Here is a 26516-nt window from a genome sequence, read left to right as displayed (position 1 = left end):
TTTCGCAAACCCGAAGGTTTCAACAAAACCGAAAACCGGCAAACCGTTCAACCCCTGTCGCTGATTTGTTACCGCGTCAGCAGCAGGGAGACGGAATTTACGCCCCCCCCCCCGCCCTGTCAAGCGAGAAGTTCCCGAAGTCTGAAAAAAAGGCCGATCCACTGGATCGGCCCTTTCTCCTCGGGATGAGAACAGCTCTAGTGCGCGACGGGGGGGATGCTCTGCGGCTTCAAAGCCGGCACGGGCCTCTCGGCGAGCTGCTGCTTGAGGTTCGCGATCGCCGCTTCGAGCTGCGCGTCCTTCCCCTGGAAACTCGCATGCGGAAGGTTGTCGACTTCGATGTCCGGCACCACGCCGACACCTTCGACCGCCCACTTTCCTCCTTCGACCAGGAACTGCGCATGTTCGGCGACCCGCGCACGGCCGTTATCGACGAGGCCAGTGCTGTCCGAGAGCCAGACTCCCGCCCCGGCGGTCCGGGTCCCGATCAGCGGGCCCAGTCCAAGCGCCTTGATCCCCGCCGAGAAAGTCTCACCATCCGAGTAGGTCAGACCATCGGTCAGCACAACCAGGCGGCCACGGAAAGTCTGCTGCATGTTCGTATACGGCTGAGCGCCGCGCGGCGACCAGAAGGCCCAGGCGCGCCGGAGCAGTTTCTCGATGATCCAGCTGTCGATGTTGCCGCCGTTGTTGCGCCGCACGTCGATGATCAGGCCATCGCGATCGAACTGCGCGTAGAACTCGCGGGCAAAGCTCGCGATGTCTCCGGCGCCCATCGCCCTCAGGTGCAGGTAGCCAAAGCGGCCGCCACTGATCTTCTCGACGATCTCGCGCCGGGAAATCTCCCAGTCGCCGTAGCGCAGCGCAGTCTGCTGGGCCGCGCTGACTGGAGTCACGACGATCTTGCGCGCAGCCTCCCCTCCCCGCTTCACTTCGAGCAGCACCTGCTGTCCGGCCTGGTGCGCGAGCAGTTCCGCGATGTCACGCACGCCCCGGGTGGATCGGCGATTGACCGACAGGATCCAGTCTCCTTCGCGGACATCGACTCCGGGCGCGGCGAGCGGCGAGCGCTCAGAGGGCAGCTCGGCCTCGGTCCGGTAGATATGCGCAACGCGCCAGCCCTGGTCTCCTGCTTCGAGCACCGCGCCCAGTCCGGCGGGTGATGCGACTTCCCGCGCGGAGCGCACGTCTCCGGGAACGACCTGAGAGTGCAGCGCGGTGAGCTCGGCGTTCATCTGTCCGAGCAGATCGTCCAATTCGTTGCGATCGCTGACCCGATCGAGCAAGGCCTCGTACTTCTTTCTCGTCGCTCGCCAGTCCACTCCGCGCAGCGCGGGGTCATAGAAGTGGTCGCGGTGCAGACGCCAGGCATCATTGAACATCTGCCGCCACTCTTCGCGCGGCTCGATGCGCAGCGCCCAGTCGCCAAGCCTGAGCGCATTCGACGCGAGCTCGGCGGGCGCCTTCGCGCCGGCATCGACGACATACATCTCGATGTTCGCACCGGCCGGGCGCAGAAACAGCAGCTTCTTGCCCTTGGCGTCCAGCGCGAAGTTGGACACCTTGGGGGCGAACACTTCGGGCTTGTACTCATGTGCGAAGCCAACTTTCAGCGTCTTCAGCGCGCTGCCTTCCTCGGCCTTGTCGAGGAAGTAAAGGCGCTGCGCATCGAGCGCGAGATTTTCATAGTCGCTGGCCGGCAGCGGCACTTCGAAGAGCCGGGAAGCCAAACCGGTCCAGTCGATCGCCGGAATCTTCTCCTTCGCCTTGCTCTCCTTGCCCTTCTCGTCAGAGCCTGCTGCGTTCAACTCATCAGGCGCGGCAAACGGGAAGCGGTTGCCCGCCTGCAGCGACAGCGCGTAGATCTTCGTGCGGCGCTCGAACGAGGGGCCCAGGTTGCGGTCGCCCCACGGCGAAGGATTGCCGCTGACCTTGAAGCTGCGGTCGGACAGAAAGTAGAGCCAGCGCCCATCGGGGCTGAAGGCTGGCGAGCCCGACTCATACTTGTCGCTGGAGAGCCAGTGGGTCTTTCCCTGTTCCAGCGAGTACAGCCCGATCTGGCTGCGCAACAGCGCGGAGTTCGGGCGCGCGAGCGCAATCGCGCGCCCGTCCGGCGACCAGCGCACAAAGTCGTAGCCATCGGAGCCGAACTTGCCTCCGTCGTCAATCAGCCGGTTGATGCCGGTCGCGAGGTCGAGCAGCCAAAGACGACCGCGCAGATCGTCATGCGCGATCCACTTGCCATCTGGTGAAGGGAAGAGATGGCGGCGCTGAACGGATCCATCATGGGTCAGGGCTTTGCCCTCGCCTCCATCGGCCGGGAAGCGCCAGACTTCCTGTTCTCCGCTCGCATCGCAGATCGCATAGACCCAGTGCCCATCGGCGCTCGCCACCGCGAAGGCGAGGCGGCTCGCAGCCGGCTGGTTCAGCTCGACGCGGCGGCGCGGCCCGACCCCGGCCAGCACCGCGTGGCCACGGGCGGTGACCGCGACGCTGCCGCCATCGGGGCTGAGCAATGCGGTCGTCATATAGCGCTGCGGGTGCTCGATCCAACGCGCGCGCGTCTGGTCGAAATCCGACACGAGCTCAGGCGAGACGATCCGGTCGGCGCCACTCGCGAGATCAAGGAGATGCAGATCGGCGCCGAGCTGATAGGCGATGCGACCGGCGTCAAGACTCGCGCTGCGCACTTCGAAGTCGCGATTGTCGGTCAACGCCCGGATCGGCTGGCCGTCGAGCGAGAACTCCCAGAGCTTGTCGTGGCCGTCGCGATCGCTGACGACATAGAGCTTGCCCTGCCAGAGCATCGGACGGCGCAGGTTCACGTCGGTCGGCCCAATCCTCTGCGCTTCGGCGCCGCCCAGCTCGTAGCGCCAGAGCTGGGAGAGCGCGCCGCCGCGATAGGCGCGCACATTATCGCGGGTTTCGGCGAGGCCGAAGCGCACGAAATAGAGCGTCTTGCCGTCCTCGGAGAGTGCCGCATCGTTCGCATCGGCGAGCGGGAAGACCCGTTTCGCCAGCGTCTTCGGATCGACCGCGGCAACCATACGCTGCGAAGCCGGCCCGGTGGCCGCGAAGCTCGAATAGAGCACTTCGCCCTGTGCGGTCCAGCCGATCGCGAAAGCGCGACTCCCTTCGAAACTGACGCGCTGGGGTTTTCCCCCCGCGGTCGGCATCACATAGACCTCGATCGGTCCCTCATAGGCCGCCGAGAATGCGATCCAGCGCCCGTCGGGCGAGATCGCCGCGCGCGTCTCCTCGGCTGCATGGGATGTCAATCGGCGAGCCTCGCCTCCACTCGCCGCCGCACTCCACAGATCGCCCTCGGCGGTGAAGATCAGCGTGTCCTGGTGCAGGGCCGGGAAACGGTAATACGCGGAACCGGCCAGAGCCGGCGCCACGGACGCGAACAACATAGCCAGGCAGAAGGCCAGGCGCTTCTTCTTCATCGGAATCTCCAGACGTGTACCGCCGCGGGCGGCCTTCGTCGACGCCCAGCGGCGCCGCGCACAGGGGGATATTGTCCCTCAGCCGGGCGGATCAGGCGATCCTCTGAGAAGAATCAGGGTCATCCGGCGAAGCGGATGTTGGGACGAAGCGCTTTCAGTCCGGCAGCCCAGCCGCGCCGAGCGGTTTACTCCTCCGGTAGGCGAGCGAAGACGCCAGAGCCGCAGCGATGAAGCCAACGCCGATCAGGCCGGTCACGACTTCGCTGATGTGCCAGACGATGCTCCCGAACATGATCAGCGCGAGCGCGCCGATCGCGTAGTGCGCGCCATGCTCGAGGAACACGAACTCGTCGAGAACGCCCTTCTCGACCAGATAGACGGTCAGCGAGCGGACGAACATCGCACCGATCGCCAGACCCAACATGATGATGACGACGTCGCGGGTGATCGCGAAAGCGCCGATCACCCCATCGAAAGAAAACGAAGCGTCGAGCACTTCCAGATAGAGGAAGCCCATCACGCCGGAGCGTTTTGCGACCCGGGTCAGCGCGGCCTCGTCCTCGCCGTCGAAGAAACGGCTGAGGCTGGCCACGACGACATGGAGGAAGACGCCGCCGATTCCGGCGACGACGACCGCCAGACGGGTCGCCGCATCGACGGGAAGAAAGGCCTGGGCGAGCAGCAGAGCACCGAGCGCGACGATGATCCCGGCCGAGTCGAGCTTGCCGAGCCGGGAGAGCCACTGTTCTACCTTGCCCAGCCAGTGCAGCTCCTTGCCCTCGTCGAACAGGAAGGAGAGGAAGACCAGGAGCAGGAACATGCCGCCAAAAGAGGCGATTCCGGCATGGGCGGCGCTCAGGTGGCGAGCATATTCGTCGGGCGTCGCGAGCGCCATATGCGCGACCTCGAGCGCCCCCTGCCCCGTCGCGACCGCGACGACGACAATCGGGAAGACCAGCCTCATCCCGAACACCGCGATCAGGATGCCGACGGTCAGGAAGATCTGCCGCCAGCGCTGATCCATCTGCTTGAGCACTGCGGCATTGACGACCGCGTTGTCGAAGGAGAGGCTCACCTCCATGACGCCCAGCAGCAGCGCGACGGTCACCGCGGCCAGTCCCCCTTCCGCGTGCCCCCGCCCCCACAGGAAAGCGAGCACGACGCACAGAAGCGTGACGAAAATCGAAAACCTGAAATAACGCATTCCAACACCCGGATCGAGCGGCCAGAGACGGTCTTCCCGTTCAGCCAAGAGGAACAAACCTATCAGAGATGGGAAGGGATGGCCAGGAAGGCCCGCAAGCCCTGCCTTCGGAACCCGTCGAGCGCGCGGTGCGCCGCTCGCTCAGAGCGCGACGAGCCCGGCAAAACCCGTGCGGTAAAGCCCGGCAAGCTCTGTGGCACGCGCCGCAAGGCGCAGGGGATCGGCCTCCAGCGCAGCGCTCAGGCCCGGCTCAAGGTGCTCGGGCGTCACGGTGGTCGGCAAGCCCGGGATTTCCCAGGTCGCCAGATAAGCGGCGAGCTTTCCCGGCCGGGCGCCAGAAGCCGGATGGAGAAGACTCAGGCGCGGCAGCGCGAATGCGCTCGCCAGGATTCGACCGTGCAGGCTGCTGCCGCAATAGCCCCGGCTAGCCGCGATCAGGGCGCAGATGTCCCAGATGTTCAGCGATTCGAACAGAGCGCCCCCCCCGGGCATCCGGCCCGCCAGCCTCCCCAGCACAGCGAGATCGTCGTGCCAGGGCGCGGCGCCGGCGCGGAACAGAACCACGCCCAGACCGGTCCGGGCGGCGACTCGCCGCAGCCCCGTTGCGATCGCCTGCAGAGTGCGGTCATCGCCGAAATCGGCGCTGCACTGAACCGCGAGATAGCCTTCGGGAAAGTTCTTCAGGATGGCGGCCAATGCGGGCCGGGATGAGCGTGCCCGTATCCTCGCGCCGAAGAGCTCATCGATCATCACGACCGGATCGGGGATCAGCCGCGCGGACAGACCCGCGGCCTCGAGTTGTGCACGGGTCAGCGAGTCCCGGACGCCAATCGCCTGCGCGGCTTCGAGGTCGGCAAGCACTTCGCGGCGCAGCTGCGCCGGACAGCGCCCGAGCTCGACGCCGCCGACCCCGGCATAGACGACCCGCGCAAGACACGGATACTTCAGTCGGGAAGCCGAATAGGGCGCGAGGGCCGAAGATCCGAGGAAACTCTTCGCCCAACGGAGCTTCTCGTCGGGCGAGGAATCCAGACGGGCGACGACGGATTGAAAGCCGGGATCGGGCAGCAACATCACTGCGGCCCGCCAGGCATCGCAGCTCAGTATTTCACCGCCGACGTGGATCAGCAGCGCATCGCGCTCTCCCGCGGCAAGGCGGGACAAGGCATGGACCCGGTGGCCGCCCTGCGCGCGCAGATCGCGGTCAGCGAGTCCGGCGTGGCGCAGCGAAATCCCGGGCAGCAGAGCCTGCGCGACATGCGCAAAGAGCATGTCGCCGAAATTGTGCCTGTCGAAGGCTCCGAACAGCAGCACGGGCATCCGCTCCGCGGGACATGAGTCCATCCGCCAGCTCCGTTGGACACAAAAGGAAACGTCAGGGCGCCCTGGGCGAGGGCATAATCGCCAGCTCGATCAATCCTCATTTGCTGCGATGAAATCTCTCTGCCTGATCGCCCGGACTTCCGACCGTCTGCGCTTTGCCGCCGTCGCCCTGCTCAGCTTCGCATTGATCAGCGGCGGCCTGATCCTTCAGAAAATCGAACACATCGACCCCTGCCCGATGTGCATCATGCAGCGCTACGCTTTCGTGATCGCTGGAATCCTCGCGCTGATCGCCGCGCTGCACAACAGGGGGAGCAAGATCTACGCGACCCTGCTGGGTCTCACCTCGCTCGTCGGTCTCGGGATCGCGGCGCGGCAGAGCTGGCTGCAATGGTTCCCGCCCAAATTGGCCGAATGCGGCCCCGACCTCGACTACATGCTCAACAGCTTTCCGCTGGGCCGCGCGTTGCCGATGATCTTCCAGGGCAGCGGCGACTGCTCGATCGTCGACTGGACTTTCCTGGGCCTGTCGATCGCGAATTACTCCGCCCTCGCCTTCACCGCAGTCACCGTCGTCGCAGTCAGCATTCTGCTGCGCGGCCGTTGCTGCTGCTGCCGCTGAAGACAGACCATACGGCCTTGAGCGCAAGAGCCGACTGCGTCAGGCGAGTATCCCCGCCGCGACGAAGGCCTCGCGCCACAAGGCCTTTTTGACTTCGAAGCCCATCCCGGCGTGAGCGGGGCTGGTTGAAGGCAGGCGGTGCAAACACAGAGGGCGATCGACCAGAGCGGGTTTGACCAGACGCTCGAAGCTCTTCGCCGCCGTCGCACCGTTGAACAGCAGATCGGTGATACCCGGGCAGCGCGTGAAGAGGCCGGGAAAGTCGTTGGCCTCGCAGGAGGCGCGGCGGATCGCCGCGTCGAGGCTGCCAGACCGCTCGCACGAGCGCAGTACGTCCCACAGCGCGATCCCGCACTCGGCGAGCCTCGCCAGACGCGCCGGATAGTCGAGATCAGGCCCCGCTCCGAACAGATCTCCCATCAGCGGCCAGAACTGGTTGCGCGGATGAGCGTAATAGCGCCCGGCGGCGAGCGAGGCGGCGCCGGGCATGCTGCCCAGGATCAGCACCTTCGCCTCGCGCGGCGCGAGCGCCACGAAACTCTCGACCCGTTCGCCCTGCCTAGCAGAGCACATGAAGGATCTTGACCCCCAGCGAGAAGTCTCCGCTGATGCCCACGGCCTGGCAGCGCCTGACCTGAACCCGCACATGCATCATCTTGACCGACGAGGGGCCGGAAGGCGGCTTCACGATCACGTCGAACACTTCGTCCGGACGCGGCACATAGCGGGTATGCAGCGTCATGCCGTCCACGCTCAGATCGACGCAGACCGCGCTCTGGCGTGAATAGGGGGGCGGGGGAATGATCGTCGCTTCACAGCCGAGCGGGATGCGCACGGCGCTGCGGCGCTCTCGTCCGTCATTACTCTTCATCAATCAGACTTCTCCGGAAATGAGCCAGTCTTACCGGCCCAGAGCCGGAAGGTAACGGGGAGGAGCGCGCCATGCAAGCCTCCTAAGCGAGCCGGAACGAGAAAGTCGCGCCGCGATCCGGTTCGCCGATCGCGCGGACTTCGCCGTGATGGCGCTCGACGACCCGTTTGACGATCGCCAGGCCGATTCCAGTGCCTTCGATGTTGCGCGAGGGATGCAGGCGCTGGAAGGCTCCAAAGAGCTTGTCCGCGTAGGCCATGTCAAAACCGATTCCGTTGTCGGAGACAAAAAACCAGCCGTGATCGCCTTCCTCGCGAAAACCGATGCGGACGCGGGCATCGCCCTTCTGCGCCGAGAACTTCAGCGCATTGACGATCAGGTTGCGCCAGACCGAACGCAGCAGCCGCGGATCCGCTTCGGCCGCGGGCAAGGGCTCGACTTCGATGCTGACCGCCGGATATTCGCCGGCCAGCTCGGCAACGATGTCAGCGACCAGACCATCCATATCGACGCGCCGCAGCTCCAGCTCGACCCGGCCGACCCGCGACAGATCGAGGAAGTCGTCGATCAGCTCGCTCATCTTCAGACTCGCAGCGAGAACCCGGTCGAGCAGACCACGCCCTTCGGCAGTCAGGCTTTGAGCCTCGCTGTCGCGCAGCAGGTAGGCGTAACCGTGGATCGCACGCAGAGGGGCGCGCAGATCGTGCGAGACCGAGTACGAGAAGGATTCCATCTCCTGGTAGGCGCGCTCGAGTTCGGCCGTGCGTTCGCTGACCCGATGCTCGAGGCGGTCGTTGAGCGCGCGGATCCGCCTGCTCCTCGCCACCATCCTCTGCTCGGCGAGGCGCTGGGCGGTCTCGTCGAGACAGATCAGCGCAAAGCGCTCCTGGCCAGAAAGCTCGTCGATCGGGGCGAGAATCAGACGCAGCTGAACCGCGCCCCGGTCTTCCGCGGCGGGCAAACTCAGAGCGCTCACGCGCATCCCGTCGGCCCGGGGTGCGGCGAGTTCGAGCGCGCGCCGCACGAGTTCGCCGCCCGCGAGTTCTCCGATCACCACACCCCCGGTGCCCCCCCCGAAGAGACGGGATGCGGCAGGGTTGATGCGCTCGCACAGATAGTCGCCATCGCGCGACCGCGCCAGGATCATCAAGGGATTGGGACTGGCCGAGAACAACGCGGCTTCCTGGGCGCTGCGCGCCAGAGAGCGCTCCAGCGCCTTCAGCGTCGATCTGAGCGACAGACTCAGCAAGGCGAGCGCCAGCACGGTTGCCAGCACGATCGCCTTGAACAGGCTCCATGAGCCGGCTTCGGGCTGCAGCACGAGCCCGATCAGCAGCAGAGGGATCAGGATCCCGAGCAGCCAGTACAGCCGACGTGGCGTCGCGAAACGCCCGTCGCGAAGAGCGCGGACAGGCGGAAAAGTCATCGCGGGAAATCCGCCCCCAGAAGCAGCACCGAAATGTCGTCGTGAGGGCGGAGTCCCGAGCACTGCCTCGCGACCACGGCGTCGATCGCGCCGAGCAGTTCGTCCCGGCTCCGGCCGTTCATCGCGTCCAGAACGCCGGCATAACCCAAGGCCTCCCCCTCTTCGCTTCCCGCTTCAAGCAGACCGTCGGAGAAAAGCATCAGCTGCTCGCCGGCGGCAAGCTGGACGCACTGCGGCGCGGCCTCGGCGTGCGACAGCGCCTCGATGCCCAGAGGCAGGTGATCAGAGCGCAGGCGCGAGAGCAGTTTGCCGCACACGTCGAGGTGCAGCACATCGGGAATGCCGCCGACCCAGACCTTCGCGCCGCCCTTTTCCGAATCGAGACAGGCCACGGCTGCCGCGACGAAACGCCCCAGAGGCAGCGATTCGAGCAGGGTCTGGTTCAAGGCCTGGACGAGTTCGGCCAGATCGGGACCGGTCGCAACCAAGCGGTAGAACTCGGCAACGGCCGGCAGCACGCTGACCGCGGCCCCCAGGCCGTGACCGGTCGCATCGGCGAGCATCGCGAACAGTCTGCCGTCCGGGGCGCTGGCGGCCAGCACCAGATCGCCAGAGAAGCGCTGGGCGGGCATCACGCAATGGCGCAGGCGCGGATCGTCGAGGCCGCCGCGGCGCAACTGACGCTCCAGCACGGCCAGCGCCAGCGCGTTCTCGCGCTCGGCCTCGTCGTGGTAGTGCTGAAGCTGCTGCGTATAGCGGGCCAGCTCACGCTCGGAGCGCTTGCGCTCGGAGATATCCCGCAGCACCGCGAGGAAGACGATGTCGCGGTCCTGCGCCGGCAACTGGGACAGGGCCAGCTCGACCGGCACGGGGCGCCCGGCCCAGCCCATGATCTCCAGCTCGCGCACGCGCGGAACGGCCAACGCGCCGCCCGAGTCGGCCAGCCACACCTCGATGTCCTGGGCAAGACAGGAGGCTCCGGCGGGGGTCAGAAAATCGTAGAGGCTGTGACCGAAAAACTGGGCCGGTCCTCGCCCGAACAGTGCGCTCAGGGCCGGATTGACCGAGAGGATCATGCCCTGGGCATCGAAGGTCACCAAAGCATCGCTCATCGCTTCGGAGACCGCACGCAGCTGTTCCAGTGCCTGGTTTCTCTGGCTCTGGAAACTGAGCGAGCGCGCCACCGAACGCATCTTTGCCGCAAAGGTCTGGTAGGAGAGCGGTTTGACCAGATAGTCGTCCGCGCCGACGTTGAGGCCCGCGATGACGTCGCTTTCCCCGCCCAGCGCCGACAGCATCACGATCGGCACCCAGCGGTCGCAGACCTCTGCGCGCAGCCTGCGCGTCGCCTCCAGCCCATCCATGACTGGCATCATCACGTCCATCAGCACGATGTCCGGCCTCTCACGCCGGAAGACGTCGACAGCCTCTTCGCCGTTCACCGCCATCAGCACCGCAAAGCCCAAGCGGACGAGATAGGCGCGCACCAGCGCCCGGTTGGCCTGAGTATCGTCGGCAATCAGGACCCGTAGGCCCGAATAGTCCAGATCCTGTTGCGCATCAGTCATCAGAGCGCCTCCGGGACATCGAAGACCCAGGCACTGACTTCATTGCCCAAGCCGTGATACTCGATGCGATCGAAGGCGAGCTGACGCGCCAACGCGATACCCCGTCCGTTCAGCGCAAAAGCGCGTTCCGGATCGGGTTCGCTATAGCACGCCCAGTCGAAGCCCGCGCCTTCGTCGCGGATGTCGAAGCGCCAGCCCCCTTCTTCGCGCCGCACGGTCAACCCCACCCGCTTGTCGCGATACTCGGGCAGAGCCAGCCGGGCGGCGACTTCCTCGCTCCAGCGGTCTTCCTCCCTGAGCCGGCCCTTCTCAGCAAAGTCTATGCCCAGATTGCCGTGCTCGACCCCGTTCACCAGCAGCTCGGCGAGGCCCATCGCCAGCGCTTCGGGCCGGGTCGCGACCAGCGAAGCGGTCACCGCGACCGCCGCCGCGTCCTCCAGCGATCGCACCGAGAACTCGGCGCAAACGACTCTCTGCATCGCGACCGCATGCTCGGCAACCCGCCGGACGAGTTCGGCGTGGCGCAGTCTGTCCTGCAAGGCCGTCGCGACGACCGCGAGCAGCGAGTCGGCAGCGAAAGGTTTGGTCAGGTAATAGTGGGCTCCGGCCGCGAGGCCTTCGCGCACCTGGTCCGGAGAAGCCGCCGCGGTCTGCATGATGACCGGAATCGCCTGCAGCACAGGATCGGCCTTGATCCGGCGCAGCACTTCCATACCATCGATCCCCGGCATCATCCGGTCGAGCAGGACCAGATCGACCGGCTCGCGCGCGAGGATCTCCAACGCCGAAGCTCCGTCGGACGCGGTCATCAGATGGTAGTCGCGGTCGGACAGGTACTCGACGATGATCTCGAGGTTGAAGGGTTCATCATCGACGATCAGCAGGGCGGGACGCGACATCACTCAGACTTCCTCTTCTACGGCTCGGATAAGGGGCAGACTCAGCACGAAGACCGCGCCGCCCCCCGGATGGTTGCAGGCCCGAATGCTACCGCGATGGGCGCTGACGATCTCGCGGCAGATCGCGAGGCCAAGCCCGGTACCCCCCGCCCCGGTCCGCGTCGCGGAGCTCTGGACGAAGGGATTGAATACGGCTTCAAGTTCGGCTTCGGGAATGCCGACCCCCTGATCGGACACGCGCATCTCGACCGCCGCGCCGGCGCACGCGAGCGAGAGCTTCAGCGTGCTGCCCTCGGGGCTGAACTTGATCGCGTTGGAGACGAGGTTGCGGATCACCTGACCAAGGCGCAGGGGGTCGGCCGGCACAGGCGGCACGGGCGCGAATTCGCAGACGGTCTCGATGCGCCGCGCGGCGAGCCAGGCCTCGAATTCGCCGAGCACATCCCCGACCAGCCCGGCCAGGCTGCAAGGCTCGATCGCCAGCGGCATCCTGCCGGCCTGCAGCCTGGACAGATCGAGCAGGTCATTGAGCAGCAACAGCAGACGATCGGCGCTCTGCTCGATCCGTGCGAAGAATTCGCCTATCCGCTGCTCGGAGGCTTTTCCGAGCCGTGCCGAACCGAGCCGGGCGAAGGAGAGCACCGCATGCAGCGGCGTGCGCAGCTCGTGGCTCATGTTCGCGAGGAACAGGGTCTTGGCCTCGTTGGCCGCTTCGGCCGTATCGCGGGACGCCATCAGCTGGGCGGTCTGCTCGGCGACCAGCTCGGCCAGGTGGTCGCGGTGGCGCTTGAGTTCGCTCTCGGCAGCGCGGCGCGCCATCCGGTTGCGCCGCGCATGGAGAACTTCGCCGAAAGTGCTGAGCAGCGGCTCGATCACCGCAATGCTGTCCTTCGAATAGGCGCTCTCGGCATTCGCGACGCCGAGCAGACCCAGAACCTTGCCCCCGACGCTGACCGGAACCGCGAGGAAGCACTGCAACGCGGGACCTCCGGGCAGCAGGCCGCCGAGCGCCAGGCCTCCGGGCTGATCCACGATCAGCTCTTCGCCGGACAGCACGCGCTCTCCGAAAGGCCCTTCCAGAGCCACAACTCCGGCGCCTCCATCCAAAGCCTCAGAGCAGGCTTCGCGCGCGGCCTCATTCCACGAGACATCGCAAAGCGCCAGAGTTCTGAGCTGGGTTCGCCCGTCCCGCTCGCAGACTTCGCCGACAAAACCGAAGCGACTGGCGGTCCGCCGCATCAGCACTTCCAGCACTATGTCAAAGCTGCGCGGCGAGGCCTCATCCTGGATGAAGGCCTCCTGCATTGCGCTAATCGCCTGCAGCATGTCGCGCGCACATTCGAGCTCTTCCTGGGCGGCCCGCCTGCGGCTGATGTCCGACTGGATGCCGATCGCCCGCACCGCTTTTCCGTCGCGATCGCGTTCGACGATCCGGCCCCGGTCCAGAACCCAGATCCAGCGTCCATCACGGCCGCGCAGCCGCACTTCGAATTCGCAGCTCCCGCCCCGCCCGGCGAGGTGCTCCTGGACGGCGGCGAGCGCCCTCTCCCGGTCTTCGGGGTGGAGCCGCCCCGTCCACTCGTCGAAAGAGTCTCCGATCTCATCCTCGGCATGGCCGAGCATCGCTTTCCAGTGCGGCGAGTAGAACACCTTGCCCGAGACGAGGTTCCAGTCCCAGACCCCGTCCCCGGCCAGAGCGAATTGCCAGCGCTGCTCGGCCGCCTGCAGCGCTTCCCGGGCCGCCACTTCGGTCGAGATATCCTCGACGAGGATCCAGACCAGCGTCTCGCCGTTCGCGAGCGTCATCAGCGCCGCCGAAGCGCGCACCGGCACTTGCTCCCCGTCGGCGCGAACGATGCGTTTCTCAACCGGGGCAACCGTGCCATCGATCTGCAGGCTCAGGTCGGCCGCCGCCCTGTTCTTCAGCCACCCCTCGTTCAGGAAGACCTTGATGTTGGTATCGGCACAGCCCGCCTCGCCGCAACCGACCAGATCGCAGAAAGCCGGGTTGGCCTGGAGAATCTGCCCGCTTCGATCGACCAGAACCAGGCCCAGAGGCGAGCTGCGGTATAGCGCATCAAACCGCGTCAGCGCTTCGCGCTCGGCCGCCTGGGCTTCGAACAGATCGGTCAGATCGGTCGCGACGCAGACCAGGATGGGTTCGCCCTCGGCATCGACGCTGGCGCTCTTGCGAAAGCGCATCGCGACATCGCGTCCCTCTACATTGCGAAAGCGCCTCAGACATTCGACGACCTCGCCAGCCTCGGCCCGTTCGTCCTCGGCGTCGACCTCGGCGCCCAGCTCGGGCGACACGAGCTCGGAAGTCATCCGTCCAAGCAGCTCTTCGGCCGGGAGGCCGATCTGTTCGCAAAAAGCGGCATTGACCAGAATGACCCGGCGCGAAGAGTCCTTGAGCTGAACCCCGACCGGCATCAGCTCGATCAGCTGACGCAGCGCCTCGTGCTGGCGGGCCGACTGCTCGGCCGCGGCGATCTCGTGCGTCGTATCGAGGTAACTCGTGATCAACACCGCCATCCCGTCCGGCCCGCTCTGCGGCACTTTGCTGGTCCGGTAGTGGCGGCGCCCATAGCCGGGCGTCTCGATCCAGGCATTGACCGTCACTTCGCAATTCCCGGCCAGCGCATGGCCGCTGGCTTCGTCGAGCGAGCCCCTCTCCTTACCGCCGGGAAAGCTGTCGATGCGGCTCCCGATCAGGCGCTCGCGGCTCATCCCCACGCCCTGCAGGAAAGCCTTGTTTGCGAGCAGCACGCGCCCGCCCGCATCCCTGACCATGATCGGGCAGGGTATCGCGTCGAGCACGCGAACCAGGAAGTCCTGCTGGCGTTCGATCTGCTCGGCCGCGCGGCGCTGCTGCGTCACATCGCTGAGCGCGCCGGTCAGATCCCCGCCCTGCCAGGCTTCCGAGACAGCACGCACCCTGAGCCATACCAAACGCCCCGCCGCATCGACGATGCGGCACTCGGTGTCGAGGATCCAGCCCAGCTCCAGCGTGCGCTTGAGCCTCTTGAACAGCGCCGGCCTGTCCTCGGCCAGAACCCGGCGCAGCAGCTCGCGCGCCGGGAAAAGCTCGCGCTCGCCGGACAGACCGAGCAGAGCCAGAGCCGCGGCCGACAGCCGAACTTCGCGCGTTGCGGCCGAGAACTCCCAGATCCCGTCACGGGTCGCGCTGAGCACCCGCTCGAGCCGGGCATGGGCGTGCACCAAATCCTCGGTGCGCAGACGGATCTGCTGCTCGATCCTCCGCTGCCAGCTGAGCAGGATCACAACCAGCAGCGCCAGCACCGCCGACGCCGCGAGTCCCAAAGTCAGAGCCAGAAGGTGTGGGCCTGAATCGAAGCGCGGATCCAGCGGAGCGATCTCGATGACCCAGATTCCGCTCTGCGCGGCGATCGAAGTCTGCTCGACGATAGCGGCTTGCGCGGGGAAGCGCGAGGAGCCCACTTCTCCGCCGCGCAGCGCCCCGCCCGAGGCTTCGCGGAGGCGTCCAACGACCGCAAGAGCGGGCATCTGCACCCGATCGTCGATCCAGCGGGCGAGATCGAAGACCTGAACAACGATCGCCCCGCCCTGGGCATGGGTCGCGATCGCCCCCAGAGTCGAGTGCGCCGCAGCCGCGTGTCCGATCGCCAGTGCCTCCTCGCCAGCGCCGAGCGCGACCCGTGCCTCGTCGAGCAGGCGCACGAGGCCGGCGTCCTTGTCTTCGAGCGGCACACCGTGCGTACTGACCGGCCACCAGCGTTCGAGCTGCAGAACCCCATTGCCGTCCCGCCGGATCACCGCGATGCCTTCGAGAGGCAGGCCCAGGCGTCCGAATCCGATACCGTCCAGCGCCCTAACGTTGGCGGCCAGACTCCAGCTATCGAGCTGCGAGTTGGAAAGGACGTGGCCGATCGCCTGGGCCGCGGCGATGTCGCATTCCATGCGTCCGAGGATTTCCTGGGCGCCGCGGTGGAAATGATGCTCGGCCAGGTCCCGCTCGGCCATCCTCTCGCCGTGCCAGTAGCTCAAGGCCAGAACCGAGCCCAGGACAAAGCAGAGCAGCCCGAGAAAGGGAGGAAGCCAGGTCTCGGCGAGCTCGCGAGCGCGGATTCGCAAAGCGCGCAGCGCCGGCTCCTTTTCTCTCTCCACTTCGGTCGTCCTCAACGCGGAAAATCCGGACAGGAATCGACCGGCAGACAAACTTAACGGCACCTGGGCGGTGGCCTTGAGCGGGCGTGGCCCGAAAACCCTGTTCGCATTCCCGTCTTTTGCAAAGCGGTCGCATCCGTTAGAATTCTTTTCGCATAAATTGCGGAATTCGCGTCCGCCCTGCCCCGAAACTCTTCCCAGCCTCTCGCTCACAGGACTCCTGACGATGCAATCCCCAGCCCCCGCCTTGACCACTGGTCGCTATTCCGTGTTCCGCATTCCCGAAGCGCTGTCGAACTGGCGCGCGGTATTGCTGATCATCGCCTCGGTGCTGGGCTTCGCGCTGCTCGCCTTCATCGGCAAGCAGCTGCCCGCCGCGCTGGGCTGGATCTTCATGCTGGCCGGCTTCGTCGTCTATCTGGCCGGTCTGTCCGGAGTCGGAGCCTGCCTGCTCGATCAGGCCAGAGGGAAGACCTTCAATCCGCTCGCCAGCTACTTCACCCGCGGCCTGTTCAGCCTTCCCCGCCTGCTCGGGATCTTCCTGCTGATGCTGCTCACGCTGCTCGCGGTGATCCTGGTCGCAGCGATCTACTTCGCCCTCTGCAAGATCCCGGTACTGGGTGCGCTGCTGCTGGCCGTCGGCATCCCGGTACTGGTTGCCGCGCTGGCGATCACGCTCTCGGGCATCTATGTGACTCTGGCCTTGGCCGGACCAGCCATCTGGGACGGGCTCGACATCGCGACGGCCTTGAAGGCCTCGTTCGAAATCCTCTGCAAGCACTCCTGGTCGGCTCTCGCCAAGATCCTCGGCGGCGCTTTCCTGTCCCTGCTGATCGCATCGCTTTTCCTCAGCATCGTCTGGAGCGCGGGTGGCATCGTCGCCGGTCTGGGCTTCGGGATCCTCGGAATGTCGGGCAGCGGAGCCGGCGGGCTCGCGATGCAGATGGCCACGATGATGTACGGCAACAATCAGCCTCTGGTCTTCGCTGCGGCTTTCGGCTTTGGCGTCGTCGCCTTCGTCTCGATCGCGCTGATCTCGCTGATGCCCTGCATGGTTGCCGCGCTGACCTGGCTCGAGTTCTCCGAACAGATCGATCTCGCGAACGTCAGCGAGGAAGCCGGCGCGACGGTCGATGCGCTGCGCCAGAAGATCCGCGAAACCCAGGACAGGTTCGCCGCCCCGGCACCGAGTTCTCCCGTTGAAACCACCGCGCAGCCGACGGCTCAGGCCAAGCCCGAAGTGCAGGCAGAGCCCGAACCGGTGCCTGCCCCGGCGGCTTCCCCGGTCTGCCCGCGCTGCGGCGCCATCCTGGACCCCAACGACAAGTTCTGCGGCGACTGCGGCCAGAAAACAACCCGGCACTGATCGCGCGAAGGCGATGGCATGGCCCAGAAAAACCCGGGCGGCTCCGCCTTCCCGCCGGCCATAAACCCATTCCCAATCCTCTACCATCAATCTCTCACCCCGTCAGGATCTGAATCGATGAACTGCGTCGTCTGCCACGCCGAGCTGCGCTCTGGTGCGAAATTCTGCCCTCAGTGCGGCACAGCCCAGCCCGTCGCCCCCGCGCCTACGGAGACCGGCCCGGCATGCCTCCACTGCCAGGCCCCGCTCAAGCCCGGCGCGAAATTCTGCGGAGCCTGCGGCAAGCCCGTCGCTCCCGCCCCACTGCCCGTACCAGAGGCGGCGCCCGAAGCGACTCCGTTGCCGCCTCCGGCCCCCGCAGTCACGACCGTCGCAACGCCCTTGCCCGAGCCAGCGACTGAACCTGCTCCCGAACAAGAGCTGACGCTGGATCCTGAACCAGCCGACGATCCCGAACCGGCCAGCGGGTCCGGAGTCGAGCTGACGCTGGAGCCCGAAGCGACGCCCGACCCCGCGCCAATGCCCGAACCCGAACCGGCCCCCCTGCCCGCAGCGCAAGTCGAGCTGGCTCCGCCAGCCAGTCCCGCGGGGCAGATCCGCCGCGAACCCACTTTCAGCAGCGAAAAACCGCAAGACTTCACGCCCCCCGAAAAGGCCAGGGGCGAAGCGGCCGCACCGGCCATCGCTCAGCCCGGCAAGGGAATCCCCATCCTGCCCGTGATCGGCGGCGTCACGCTGGCCCTGGTCGCGATGGGCGCGGGCGCCTGGATCATGCTCTCGGGCAGTCCGGCTCCCGCCAAACCTGCTCCCGCGCAAAGCCTGCCTGTCATCGCGCCGACGCCCGCTCCGGCTCCGGCCCCCGTGCAGGCCTCCGCACCGCAGGTGACGCCCCAGCTGCGCCTGGTCAGCCCGGGCGCCAGGGCGAGCGCGCCGGTCAGCGCGCCCGCTGCGGCGAGCCGCAACGAGGATGAAGAGGTCGGCGAGGACAGCCCGGCCGACAAGCCCAAGACAAGGCGAAAGGCGACCGAGCGCACCCGGGATGCGGAGAGCGAGGAAGCCTATGTGCGCCAGATGAACAAGCAGCTTGAAGAGCAGATCAAGGATCTGCGCAAGCAACAAAACCACTGATCGCATCAGGGAAGACTGAAATGAAAAAGATCACCGTCTGTACTCTCGCCGCGCTGAGCCTGTGCGCCTGCGCGACCGGAGGAAGCATGACCGGCAGCAACGCCGGCGATACAGCCATCCAGGGCGGCGCAATCGGCGCCGTCGGCGGCTATCTCGGGTGCAAGCTGCTCGGCCAGTCCGACGCGACCTGCGCGAAAGTCGCGGTCGCGACCGGCGCGGTCGGCGCCGCGATCGGCTGGAAGCAAGGCAAGGAGAAGGATCTGGAGATCGCCCGGGCCTTCGAGCGCAAAGCCGCCGCCGACAAGATCCCGGTGCAGACCGAAACGGCACGGGTCAAACACCGCGACGCCGGCAAGGAGGAAAGCGCCGAAGCCTGGAAAGGCTCAAGCATAGGCCTGCCGCAAGCGATGCTGGCTCGCCGCGATCCGCGGCTGCAGCAGACCATCGAGCTCTCTGGCGAGATGGCCGCCACCCGCAACGAAGCGACCCGCATCCTGGTCTCGACCAGCGAAGCCGACCGGGCCGTCGTAAAATCCTGGCTCACCACCGGCATCAATCGGGGCAACGCGAAAGCCAAAAAGCCCGAGATCGAGTTCGTCCCGCTGCGCAAGGGTAAACTTGCCTTTGTCCACGTCGAACCCCTGGATCAGGCACAATTCAAGGCTTGATGCCGAGGCCTGCGCGATCCGCCCGGGCCGCGCAGCCCCTCGCCTCCACCGACCAGGACCGTTCCAATGAGCTACGAGTACAGCTCCACAAGCCAGAACTTCGACCTCCCCAATCCCTATCGCGTCCAGAACCTCTTCACCGCGCTCGCCTCGACGGCAGCGCTGCTGCTGGGCCTGATGCTGCTGATCATCCTGCGCCAGCACCTCTCGGAGAGCCCGCACAGCGGCGCGCTGGTCGCAACCCTCGTCGCGGTACTGATGATCGCAGGCGGCCTCGGCGGGCTCGGTCTCGTCGCGATGCAACTGCGCTTTTTCTTCGGCCGCGGCCGGCCAGCCAGCCTCGCCGGCGAAGTCAATGCCCAGCAGGGAGGCCAGGGCGCCGGCTCGGCCGAGCTGCGCGAGATGCTCAGACAGAACGCGCTGAGCTACGCGGAACCCCGGGGACCGATCGAAGGCCTGCTCTACTCGTGGATGCCGGACCTGATCTTCGCGCCGATCCCGCTGCGCCGGGCCACCGAGCGCCAGTTCCACAACCTACTGGTGATCGCGATCACGCTGTTCAGCTTCCTGCTCGCCTGGCTGCTCGGTTCGCGTGGTGAAGTCGCCAGCTGGATCGGCTATCTGTACGGCGCGTTTTCGGTCTGGGTGCTTTTCCGCCGGATTCCGGCCGGTGAAGCCGCGAACGCACAGATCGGCCTGTCCGGCATCGTCACGCTGATCGTCGCCGGCGTGCTGCTGCCGGTGCTGCTGAGGTTGCTCTCGCACGGATCCGTCGATACCGAGACGGGGGGAGGCACGATCAACGGCCAGGTCGCCGCGATGCTGATCTTCGCGCTCGGCGCGTCCGCGCTCTTCCTGCGCTCCAGCCTCCAGGACCTCGCGCCGCCGCCGTCGATCTCGATGGCCTGCGAGCAGCGCACCGTCAACATCAACGCCCACCCGGCCCAGCTGACCGACGAGATCGACCGCGAACTGCAGTCGCGCTGGACAGAGCGCATCCCGAACCGTCGCTACGTCAGCATCGCGCCGCACATCGACACCACGAGCCACAGCGGCCGCTTCGAAGCCGAAGCACTCGAAGAGACCCAGCCGATGCCGATCCAGATCGCCTCGCCGCTGTCGATCTCGGAAACCCTGGTCAGCCCGACGACGCGCTGGACCAGCCTGCTCAGCGGCTTCGGCGCGCTGCTCGCGATCGCAGCCTGCTTCGCGGCGCTCGCCTTCGCACGCTCGGCGCTCGATCCTGAGGAGGGCATGAACTGGCGCCCGCTGAGCCTCGCGATCGGCCTCGTCAGCGTCGCGCTCTATGCCTTCCGCGGCGCGCAGTTCCTGTTCGGCCGCTTCACATTCAGCTCAACGCTGGTCTGGATCGAAGGCAAGGGCAACTACCAGTCGGCCCGCCTCGACTACGGCAATACCTTCCAGGACAGGCTCAAGACCGCGAAGGACATCATCAACATCGAGAACATGACTCTGCGGGTCTGGGTCGCCGAACTCGATTCGACGATCTTCGGCAAGCAGGGCGCGCGGCACGTCGTCGGCATGCGCGGCAAGCAGGACGAGGCGAGCTATCTCGCCGACCACCTGACCCAGTTCGCGCAGTCGCAGAGCATGGTCGTCGCGCCGACTTCGTCCGAGGACCTCAAGCGCGCCGCGCTGCTGGCGACGATGAACCAGGTCGGCGGCAAGGCCGAGCCGTCCAATGCGCTGCTCCAGGCGATGGGCGTTCTGCCTGCGCCCGAAGCCCAAACCGAGGAAGCAGCGGCTCCGGTCCCTGCACCTGCGGCTCCGGCGCCCCGGCACTGCACGAACTGCGGCGAAAAGTTCGAAGGCTCCCCGCGCTTCTGTCCCGGCTGCGGCACCGCGACCGGGCTCTAGAAACCGACGCTTCGCCGCAACTTGATCCCTTTCCCGCTTGCGGGAGAGGGATCAAACAAATGGGCCACCCAACTTATCCGCCATCCCCGGAACTCGGCTGATAAACCCAACCCGAGCCCCTGGAACGACAGGCCGCTTGCAAGGCAAGAACTGCTTAGGTCAGTAGGCAGTCCATCCGCCGTCGGTCGCCATCAGAGTTCCCGTCAGATTTGACGCCTCGTCTGACAGCAGGAAACAAATGACGGCGGCCTGTTCCCATACCGTTGACTGTCTTTTCTGACTGTCAGCGTAGCCGAGCAGGCTGAGTGTCTTGACTCTTCCCATATTGACCGTTTTCGGCGCGGTGTTTTCCTTGGCCGCCGCCATCACATACTCGGTGGCCATGTCGGTCATCGCGGTGTGTGTCGCCGCCATGTTCACCGAATTGACCCGTATGCCATACGGCGCATAGTCGATCGCGCCATTGCGGGTCAGACCGTTACAGGCATGCTTGCTCGCGACATAGGCCGAGTTGCCCGCCAGCCCCGTCAGCCCGGCGATCGAGCAGATATTGACGATCGAGCCGCCCTTACCCTGCTTGAGAATGGCATGAAGCTCGGAACGCATCGACTTGAATATCCCGGTGGAGTTCACCTCCATCAGGGTATTGAAATACTCGTCATCGGCATCGGCGATGGGGCTGGGCATCAACCGTTTTTGCTTTTGATAATCGAATTTGGCATCAGGGGGGATCGCAGCCATGATGCCCGCGGCATTGAGCGCGCCATTGAGTTCGCCGTAATTCTTGACAGCAAGCGCCACCGCCGCATCCAGGTCGGCACTTCTGCGCACATCCCCCTTGACGAAATCAGCCTTCCCTCCTTCGCTACGGATCAGGGCGACGGTCTCATTCCCCTCCTTGGAGAGCACGTCGAGAATGACGACGTTCGCTCCTTCGCGGGCCAGGCGAATCGCGGAAGCCGCCCCGATTCCACGCGCGCCGCCGGTGATGAGGTAGGTTTTCCCGGCATGCCGATTAGGCGTAAAAAAAGACGGGGAGATCGGCTGGATATCTACGGGTTTGTAATCCTGGGCGACACCCGGGGTGGAAAATAGCGAAGCGGCAGCAAACAGACCCACCAGTAAACGATTGCGTGTATTCATGGACTTGTCCTCACGGTTGATCAGAATCGCATGATTGCAAGAGCGCTGGCACTCAGCCAGTTTTTGTAGTTATTGCTCAGACTGGAGCGAATCGCCTCGCCGGGTCTGGTGTATGCGGCAGAATATACAAATATGAGATTTGCGCTGGAGACATAGCGTGCGGTCAGATTGATCTCCTGGCCAAGGTCTTTGCTGCTAAGGATGGATAGCGCTTGTGCGCCCCCCAGGTTGTTCAAGGTATCGGCCCTGAATACCCAGAATTGCGGGGTCAGCTCCCAGCGTTGCGTAGGTCTCAACCTGGCCATGAAGCGATGGGCAACCACGTTCGATGTTTGTACAACCTTGTATTCGTTCAGCCCCTGGACCCATTCATCCCCCCCCCCACCGGCGAAGAGAGGGTCCCAGCGTTCGAATTTTGTTGTATCGGGGTTGTCGCCACTGAACCTTGAATATCGATAGCTGAGCGCCGGGTTCCACTGGACATCGCTGAATTGATAACCGGCCTCGATGTAAGCTGCGCGAGCATCCATGCTGAAGTTGCTGTTGGTCTGCCGCGCGAACTCTCCGCGCGCATAAACCCCGGATCCGGAACTTGGCGGCTCCAGTGACAGCCTGATATCCGCCAGCCGAAGACCGCTTCGCGAATATGTCGCCCGATCCGTGTAATAAGAGAAGGTCGACTTCGGAACTTTCAACAGCATCGCGCCAACTCTTGCCCGGGGCGCGACAAGCCCCTCGAGGTTGATGCCGTTGATGACGGTGGCGCTGTCGGTTTCTTTCAGCTCGTCGGGATCCAGCCGGAAAATCTCAAGCTTGTAGTTGTCGTACAAGAATTGGACAAGAGCGAGCTGGGCGGCAGCATTCCGTGGATTCGACTGAAGGGCTGCCCGCTCTCCTCCGTTGGCGGAGGAGAGCCTCAGAATCATTCCGTTGTCCACCTGGAAGGCTTTGCGCCCGTAGGTCAGACTAATCTGGCGTACGCCACCCTGGCTTGTGGTATTGCTCCCCATTGCGCCGAGGTATGCATCCTCGACATGGACATAGGTCCGAGAGCGGTCAGTGAATAACTCGTTACCCCATGAACCGGAGGCAATATAGCTGGCGCCGCCATAAATCGATATTTTGTCGCTGACTGAGCTCAGGCCATAAACCCCCGTCTCGACGCTGCTTTCGAGCCAGTTGTTTGTCCCTCTCCCGGAAGGGGCATCGGCCAGCGGGTTGCCGGCCGTCAAAACTTCCGGACGCCCAAAAAAGGCGTTCGTGTTCGAGAAGAACATTGTTTTGTTTTCGAGCTTTACCTTCAGGACGGACCGCGCATCTGCGTAAAGGACGGGAAAATCTTTTCCGGAAGGATCGACAAACAAGCCAATCGCCGATTCCGCCAGAGGTTTTGCCTCTTTGGTCAAGGCGACGTTCAGGGTTATCTCGACATCGCCATTGACGCCACTCTGCAGCGTGTAACTTGCGTTATCAACAAATTTGAGCCGCCGAATGCGGCTCACCATCAGATCGCTGCGCGTCTGGTCGAAGTGGCTCCCCGGGTAGGTCGAGAAAGCGCGAAGAACCGCGTCACGGTAGGTGCTATTTTCCTGCGCACCACCATCGAGAACAACCGCAACAGATGATATGGGTCGCCCGGAAAAGTCACCATCTGAATTTGCTGATGAGGCAAATGGGTAGATTAGCGCAAGGATAAAAGCCAGGAGAACACAACAAAATTGTTTGCGATCTGCTTTGCTCATGGCGATCAAGGCTCGTTGAGCCCGGCAACTCCTGTTGCCAGGAATGATTCCGCCCCGCAAGTACGCTATTGCGGAGATGACGCAGGCGCCAGCACTACTGCAACGAACATCGACTTGAGACCATTGAAGGAGATGCCGCGCCAGCCAGATTACTATCTCCCCACCTGCATTCACAGGATAAGATTATCTTACCCTGTTCGCAAAGAAAGTCATGATCGCCAGCAACATCTTCAGCAGTTGAGACAATCTTGTCCGCTGTGGCTGAACATGGCGCGGCGATCAAAATCTGGTGGGCGACATCGTCATATTCGTGGCGCACGCGCCGGCAACCAAGACCTTCGCGGTCAGGCGTTCGCCTTCCGAATCGCCGCGGCCATCGCCGCGATCACGCCTTCGTCTTCGCCGAGCACCGGCGCGAGCTCGATGACAAGTTCGGGATGGTTTTGTCGCGCCAGCTCGATCATCTGCGGCAGATCGCGCTTGACGTGGCCGCCGGCGGCGAGGAAGACCGGCACGACGCGGATATGCGCGACGCCCTGTCCGACCGCCTGCGCGATCGCGTCGGGCAGCGATGGGGGCATGAATTCGAGGAAAGCCAGCCCCACTTCGACCGATGCGTCGCCCGAACGCACGACCTCAGCCAGACGTTCGAGCGGCGCGGACCAGCGCGGATCGCGGGCGCCGTGCGCGAAGAGCAGGATGCGCGTCTTCATGAGCCGGCGATCGCGTTAATCGCGGCACCGGCCGCGGCAAAACCGAAACTCGCGGTCACCGCGACCGCCGAGCCGAAGCCCGCGCAGTTGAGCGGCGCCCCCGACCGCGCTTCGCAGGCCGCTTCCGGGTAGCGCAGCGGCTCGGTCGAATAGACCGCCAGCAGGCCGAATTTCTTCTTCGGATCGCGGGTGAAGCCGTGCTGTCTGCGCAGGCTCGTGCGCATCTTCGAGAGCAGCGGATCCTGGATCGTCCGCGCGAGATCCTCGACCTGGATCCGCGTCGGATCGATCTGCCCGCCGGCCGCGCCGCAGATCACCAGCGGGACAGCCTGGCGGGCACAGTGCGCGGCTAGCGCGGTCTTGACACGGACCGAATCAATCGCGTCGATCACGTAGTCGAAGCCGCCGATCAGCGCGTCGAGGTTCTCAGCGCTCAGGAAGTCGTCGACGGTCGTGACCCGGCAGGCCGGATTGATCGCGAGGATGCGGCGGCGCAGCGCTTCGACCTTGGCCATGCCCCAGTCCGGGTCGAGAGCCTGGAGCTGACGATTCGCATTCGATTCGGCGATCACGTCCATGTCGATCAGCGTGATCGCGCCGACCGCGCTCCGCGCCAGCGCCTCGACGGCCCAGCTGCCGACACCGCCGACGCCGATGACGCAGACGCGCGCGGCACGCAGCCGCTCAAGCCCGTCGCGACCATAGAGCCGGGCGAGGCCGCCGAAGCGACGCTCGAAATCCGGGTCCTCGACCTGGGGCAGCTCGGCGGGAGAAGCGCGGTCCGTCATCCGGAAAATCCTCTGTTCGAAACGCCCCATTGTAGGCGAGGCGGGGATTGGCCAGAAGCGCCTTGAAGGAGGACAATACCGGATTCCCCCTTTGTTACCGCATCATGATTCCTGCCGATCTCGAACCGCGCGCCGTCTGGCGCCATTTCGCCACTCTGCTGGCGATCCCCCACCCGTCCAAGCACGAAGAAGAGCTGCGCGATGCGCTGAAGGAATGGGCCGACGAGCGCTCGCTGGTCAATTTCGTCGACGCCGCCGGCAACCTGATCCTCCGCAAGCCGGCCAGCCCCGGCCGCGAAGACGAACCCGGAGTGATCCTGCAAGGCCACCTCGACATGGTCTGCCAGCAGAACAAGGGCTCGACCCACGACTTCAACAAGGATGCGATCGCAACGCTCGTCGAAGGCGACTGGTTGATCGCTCCGGAGACGACGCTGGGCGCTGACAACGGCATCGGCGCGGCGCTCGCGCTCGCGGTGCTCGAAGACGAAGAACTGAGCCATCCGGCGCTCGAAGTGCTGCTGACCGTCGATGAGGAAGCCGGCATGGGCGGCGCGCTGGGCCTCGAAGAAGGTCTTCTGCAGGGCCGTCGCCTGATCAACCTCGACACCGAGGACTGGGGCGAGATCTATCTGGGCTGCGCGGGCGGCATCGACGTCACGGTGAGCAAGACCTGCGCGCGCGAGGCGCTGCCCGAAGGCCATGCGCTCTTCGAGCTGGAGATCAGCGGCCTCGTCGGCGGCCATTCAGGCGTCGACATCGACAGCGGACGCGGCAACGCGATCGCCCTGCTCGTGCGCCTGCTCGTCGCTCTGGGCCAGGATCTTCGCCTCGTCTCGCTCGCCGGCGGCACGGCGCGCAACGCTCTGCCGCGCGAAGCGCTCGCGCAAATCGCGCTACCGCGCGAACTCGCCCCCCGCTTCGCCCGCAGAATCACCGAGTATCAGGCTTTGCTGCATGAGGAACTGGCCGGCGTCGACGACGGAGTCACAGTCCGCTTTGAAGCGGTCGCAGCCAGCGCGACCGACGCGCTCGCCCGTGAGGATCAGCGCGCGCTGCTCGCCGCGCTGAACGTCGCACCGAACGGCGTCAAGCGGATGAGCGTACGCGTGCCCGGAGTCGTCGAGACCTCGGACAACCTGGGCGTGGTCGGCCTGGAAGGCGATCAGTTCAGCGCCCGCTTCCTGGTCCGTTCGCTGCTGAGCTCGGGGATCGACACGCTGGTCACCGAGATCGAAGGCTTGTTCTCGCTGATTGGCGCCACGGTCAAGGCCGAGGGCGGTTATCCGGGCTGGGCGCCAAACCCCGACTCGCCACTGCTCGCGCTGATGCAGGAAGTCTATCGGCGCGAATTCGGAACGGGAGACGCCGCGGTCAAGGTGATCCACGCCGGCCTCGAATGCGGCGTGATCAAGGCCAAGTATCCGGCGCTCGACATCGTCTCCTTCGGCCCCGACATCCGCGGCGCCCACGCCCCCGGCGAGCGCGTCAGCATCAGCTCGGTCGCAAAGGCCTGGCGCTTCCTGACCGCTGTGCTTGCGGAGCATCCTGCCAACTGAAACCAGCTATAGCGATTGAA

20 protein-coding genes (1 of these 20 only partly in view) are annotated in these 26516 nt (G+C 65.3%); 7 read left to right on the top strand and 13 right to left on the bottom strand.

The window, feature by feature from the left end; translation table 11 throughout:
• Positions 1 to 64, top strand: the end of a protein-coding gene (locus ACHFB9_RS05625; RefSeq protein ID WP_417070090.1) for a hypothetical protein. Its footprint begins 233 nt before the window's first position; 64 of the gene's 297 nt are visible here — the last part of the coding sequence; its start codon lies off the left edge, out of view; its stop codon occupies positions 62 to 64.
• A gap of 133 nt (positions 65 to 197) precedes the next feature.
• Here the strand turns inward: ACHFB9_RS05625 and ACHFB9_RS05620 are convergent, their stop codons facing one another.
• From ACHFB9_RS05620 to ACHFB9_RS05610, 3 genes are all read right to left on the bottom strand, one after another.
• On the bottom strand, positions 198 to 3449 hold the full coding sequence (locus ACHFB9_RS05620) for a S41 family peptidase (protein ID WP_417070088.1): 3252 nt from the start codon (positions 3447 to 3449) through the stop codon (positions 198 to 200).
• A gap of 154 nt (positions 3450 to 3603) precedes the next feature.
• Positions 3604 to 4653, bottom strand: coding sequence for a DUF475 domain-containing protein (locus tag ACHFB9_RS05615; protein WP_417070086.1), 1050 nt, complete (start codon positions 4651 to 4653; stop codon positions 3604 to 3606).
• A gap of 141 nt (positions 4654 to 4794) precedes the next feature.
• Positions 4795 to 5997: a polysaccharide pyruvyl transferase family protein gene (locus ACHFB9_RS05610; RefSeq protein WP_417070084.1), complete on the bottom strand. Its 1203-nt coding sequence runs from the start codon at positions 5995 to 5997 to the stop codon at positions 4795 to 4797.
• An 88-nt stretch (positions 5998 to 6085) separates the two neighbouring features.
• Here ACHFB9_RS05610 and ACHFB9_RS05605 point away from each other — a divergent pair, with 88 nt between their 5' ends.
• Positions 6086 to 6598, top strand: a complete 513-nt coding sequence (locus ACHFB9_RS05605; RefSeq protein WP_417070083.1) for a disulfide bond formation protein B — start codon at positions 6086 to 6088, stop codon at positions 6596 to 6598.
• A 39-nt stretch (positions 6599 to 6637) separates the two neighbouring features.
• Here ACHFB9_RS05605 and ACHFB9_RS05600 read toward each other — a convergent pair whose 3' ends face one another.
• The 6 genes from ACHFB9_RS05600 to ACHFB9_RS05575 all read right to left on the bottom strand — a co-directional run bounded on the left by ACHFB9_RS05600 (position 6638) and on the right by ACHFB9_RS05575 (position 15511).
• Complete coding sequence (locus ACHFB9_RS05600) at positions 6638 to 7171, bottom strand: DNA-deoxyinosine glycosylase (RefSeq protein WP_417070081.1); 534 nt, start codon at positions 7169 to 7171, stop codon at positions 6638 to 6640.
• Positions 7158 to 7469 carry a PilZ domain-containing protein gene (locus tag ACHFB9_RS05595; protein ID WP_417070079.1) on the bottom strand — a complete coding sequence of 104 codons (312 nt, stop codon included), beginning with the start codon at positions 7467 to 7469 and terminating at the stop codon, positions 7158 to 7160. Before ACHFB9_RS05595 ends, ACHFB9_RS05600 begins: the two co-directional genes overlap by 14 nt.
• An 82-nt stretch (positions 7470 to 7551) precedes the next feature.
• Positions 7552 to 8895, bottom strand: coding sequence for a sensor histidine kinase (locus ACHFB9_RS05590; protein ID WP_417070077.1), 1344 nt, complete (start codon positions 8893 to 8895; stop codon positions 7552 to 7554).
• Complete coding sequence (locus tag ACHFB9_RS05585; protein ID WP_417070075.1) at positions 8892 to 10463, bottom strand: SpoIIE family protein phosphatase; 1572 nt, start codon at positions 10461 to 10463, stop codon at positions 8892 to 8894. Before ACHFB9_RS05585 ends, ACHFB9_RS05590 begins: the two co-directional genes overlap by 4 nt.
• Complete coding sequence (locus ACHFB9_RS05580) at positions 10463 to 11362, bottom strand: response regulator (protein ID WP_417070073.1); 900 nt, start codon at positions 11360 to 11362, stop codon at positions 10463 to 10465. Before ACHFB9_RS05580 ends, ACHFB9_RS05585 begins: the two co-directional genes overlap by 1 nt.
• A 3-nt stretch (positions 11363 to 11365) precedes the next feature.
• Positions 11366 to 15511: a PAS domain S-box protein gene (locus tag ACHFB9_RS05575; protein ID WP_417070071.1), complete on the bottom strand. Its 4146-nt coding sequence runs from the start codon at positions 15509 to 15511 to the stop codon at positions 11366 to 11368.
• A gap of 226 nt (positions 15512 to 15737) precedes the next feature.
• Here ACHFB9_RS05575 and ACHFB9_RS05570 point away from each other — a divergent pair, with 226 nt between their 5' ends.
• From ACHFB9_RS05570 to ACHFB9_RS05555, 4 genes are all read left to right on the top strand, one after another.
• Entirely contained in the window at positions 15738 to 16877 is a 1140-nt protein-coding gene (locus tag ACHFB9_RS05570; protein ID WP_417070070.1) for a hypothetical protein, read from the top strand.
• 117 nt (positions 16878 to 16994) lie between these two features.
• A complete protein-coding gene (locus ACHFB9_RS05565) occupies positions 16995 to 18005 on the top strand; it encodes a zinc-ribbon domain-containing protein (RefSeq protein WP_417070068.1) in 1011 nt (336 codons plus the stop codon).
• Positions 18006 to 18025: 20 nt separating this feature from the next.
• Positions 18026 to 18673, top strand: a complete 648-nt coding sequence (locus ACHFB9_RS05560; protein WP_417070066.1) for a hypothetical protein — start codon at positions 18026 to 18028, stop codon at positions 18671 to 18673.
• 66 nt (positions 18674 to 18739) lie between these two features.
• A complete protein-coding gene (locus tag ACHFB9_RS05555; protein WP_417070064.1) occupies positions 18740 to 20551 on the top strand; it encodes a hypothetical protein in 1812 nt (603 codons plus the stop codon).
• Positions 20552 to 20710: 159 nt separating this feature from the next.
• Here the strand turns inward: ACHFB9_RS05555 and ACHFB9_RS05550 are convergent, their stop codons facing one another.
• The 4 genes from ACHFB9_RS05550 to ACHFB9_RS05535 all read right to left on the bottom strand — a co-directional run bounded on the left by ACHFB9_RS05550 (position 20711) and on the right by ACHFB9_RS05535 (position 24937).
• Complete coding sequence (locus tag ACHFB9_RS05550) at positions 20711 to 21694, bottom strand: SDR family NAD(P)-dependent oxidoreductase (RefSeq protein ID WP_417070062.1); 984 nt, start codon at positions 21692 to 21694, stop codon at positions 20711 to 20713.
• A gap of 20 nt (positions 21695 to 21714) precedes the next feature.
• Positions 21715 to 23436 carry an alginate export family protein gene (locus ACHFB9_RS05545; RefSeq protein WP_417070060.1) on the bottom strand — a complete coding sequence of 574 codons (1722 nt, stop codon included), beginning with the start codon at positions 23434 to 23436 and terminating at the stop codon, positions 21715 to 21717.
• A gap of 344 nt (positions 23437 to 23780) precedes the next feature.
• Positions 23781 to 24149, bottom strand: a complete 369-nt coding sequence (locus tag ACHFB9_RS05540; RefSeq protein WP_417070058.1) for a sirohydrochlorin chelatase — start codon at positions 24147 to 24149, stop codon at positions 23781 to 23783.
• Positions 24146 to 24937, bottom strand: a complete 792-nt coding sequence (locus tag ACHFB9_RS05535; protein ID WP_417070056.1) for a ThiF family adenylyltransferase — start codon at positions 24935 to 24937, stop codon at positions 24146 to 24148. The genes ACHFB9_RS05540 and ACHFB9_RS05535 overlap by 4 nt, the downstream gene beginning before the upstream one ends.
• A gap of 104 nt (positions 24938 to 25041) precedes the next feature.
• Here ACHFB9_RS05535 and ACHFB9_RS05530 point away from each other — a divergent pair, with 104 nt between their 5' ends.
• On the top strand, positions 25042 to 26496 hold the full coding sequence (locus ACHFB9_RS05530; RefSeq protein ID WP_417070054.1) for an aminoacyl-histidine dipeptidase: 1455 nt from the start codon (positions 25042 to 25044) through the stop codon (positions 26494 to 26496).
• The last annotated feature ends 20 nt before the right edge of the window (positions 26497 to 26516 follow it).

It is taken from the genome of Niveibacterium terrae (genome assembly GCF_048213115.1).
GTDB classification, from domain to species: Bacteria; Pseudomonadota; Gammaproteobacteria; order Burkholderiales; family Rhodocyclaceae; genus Niveibacterium; species Niveibacterium terrae.
Note: the sequence above shows the minus strand (reverse complement) of the source record. Positions and strands in the feature narration are given on the sequence as shown.

Excerpts from the sequence above, each read along its gene's own strand:
- ACHFB9_RS05535 (WP_417070056.1), bottom strand. The coding sequence starts at position 24,937 with ATGACGGACCGCGCTTCTCCCGCCGAGCTGCCCCAGGTCGAGGACCCG.
- ACHFB9_RS05530 (WP_417070054.1), top strand. The coding sequence starts at position 25,042 with ATGATTCCTGCCGATCTCGAACCGCGCGCCGTCTGGCGCCATTTCGCC.
- ACHFB9_RS05595 (WP_417070079.1), bottom strand. The coding sequence starts at position 7,469 with ATGAAGAGTAATGACGGACGAGAGCGCCGCAGCGCCGTGCGCATCCCG.
- ACHFB9_RS05545 (WP_417070060.1), bottom strand. The coding sequence starts at position 23,436 with ATGAGCAAAGCAGATCGCAAACAATTTTGTTGTGTTCTCCTGGCTTTT.
- ACHFB9_RS05560 (WP_417070066.1), top strand. The coding sequence starts at position 18,026 with ATGAAAAAGATCACCGTCTGTACTCTCGCCGCGCTGAGCCTGTGCGCC.
- ACHFB9_RS05550 (WP_417070062.1), bottom strand. The coding sequence starts at position 21,694 with ATGAATACACGCAATCGTTTACTGGTGGGTCTGTTTGCTGCCGCTTCG.
- ACHFB9_RS05620 (WP_417070088.1), bottom strand. The coding sequence starts at position 3,449 with ATGAAGAAGAAGCGCCTGGCCTTCTGCCTGGCTATGTTGTTCGCGTCC.
- ACHFB9_RS05615 (WP_417070086.1), bottom strand. The coding sequence starts at position 4,653 with ATGCGTTATTTCAGGTTTTCGATTTTCGTCACGCTTCTGTGCGTCGTG.
- ACHFB9_RS05585 (WP_417070075.1), bottom strand. The coding sequence starts at position 10,463 with ATGACTGATGCGCAACAGGATCTGGACTATTCGGGCCTACGGGTCCTG.
- ACHFB9_RS05610 (WP_417070084.1), bottom strand. The coding sequence starts at position 5,997 with ATGGACTCATGTCCCGCGGAGCGGATGCCCGTGCTGCTGTTCGGAGCC.
- ACHFB9_RS05570 (WP_417070070.1), top strand. The coding sequence starts at position 15,738 with ATGCAATCCCCAGCCCCCGCCTTGACCACTGGTCGCTATTCCGTGTTC.
- ACHFB9_RS05590 (WP_417070077.1), bottom strand. The coding sequence starts at position 8,895 with ATGACTTTTCCGCCTGTCCGCGCTCTTCGCGACGGGCGTTTCGCGACG.
- ACHFB9_RS05605 (WP_417070083.1), top strand. The coding sequence starts at position 6,086 with ATGAAATCTCTCTGCCTGATCGCCCGGACTTCCGACCGTCTGCGCTTT.
- ACHFB9_RS05540 (WP_417070058.1), bottom strand. The coding sequence starts at position 24,149 with ATGAAGACGCGCATCCTGCTCTTCGCGCACGGCGCCCGCGATCCGCGC.
- ACHFB9_RS05580 (WP_417070073.1), bottom strand. The coding sequence starts at position 11,362 with ATGTCGCGTCCCGCCCTGCTGATCGTCGATGATGAACCCTTCAACCTC.
- ACHFB9_RS05600 (WP_417070081.1), bottom strand. The coding sequence starts at position 7,171 with ATGTGCTCTGCTAGGCAGGGCGAACGGGTCGAGAGTTTCGTGGCGCTC.
- ACHFB9_RS05565 (WP_417070068.1), top strand. The coding sequence starts at position 16,995 with ATGAACTGCGTCGTCTGCCACGCCGAGCTGCGCTCTGGTGCGAAATTC.
- ACHFB9_RS05555 (WP_417070064.1), top strand. The coding sequence starts at position 18,740 with ATGAGCTACGAGTACAGCTCCACAAGCCAGAACTTCGACCTCCCCAAT.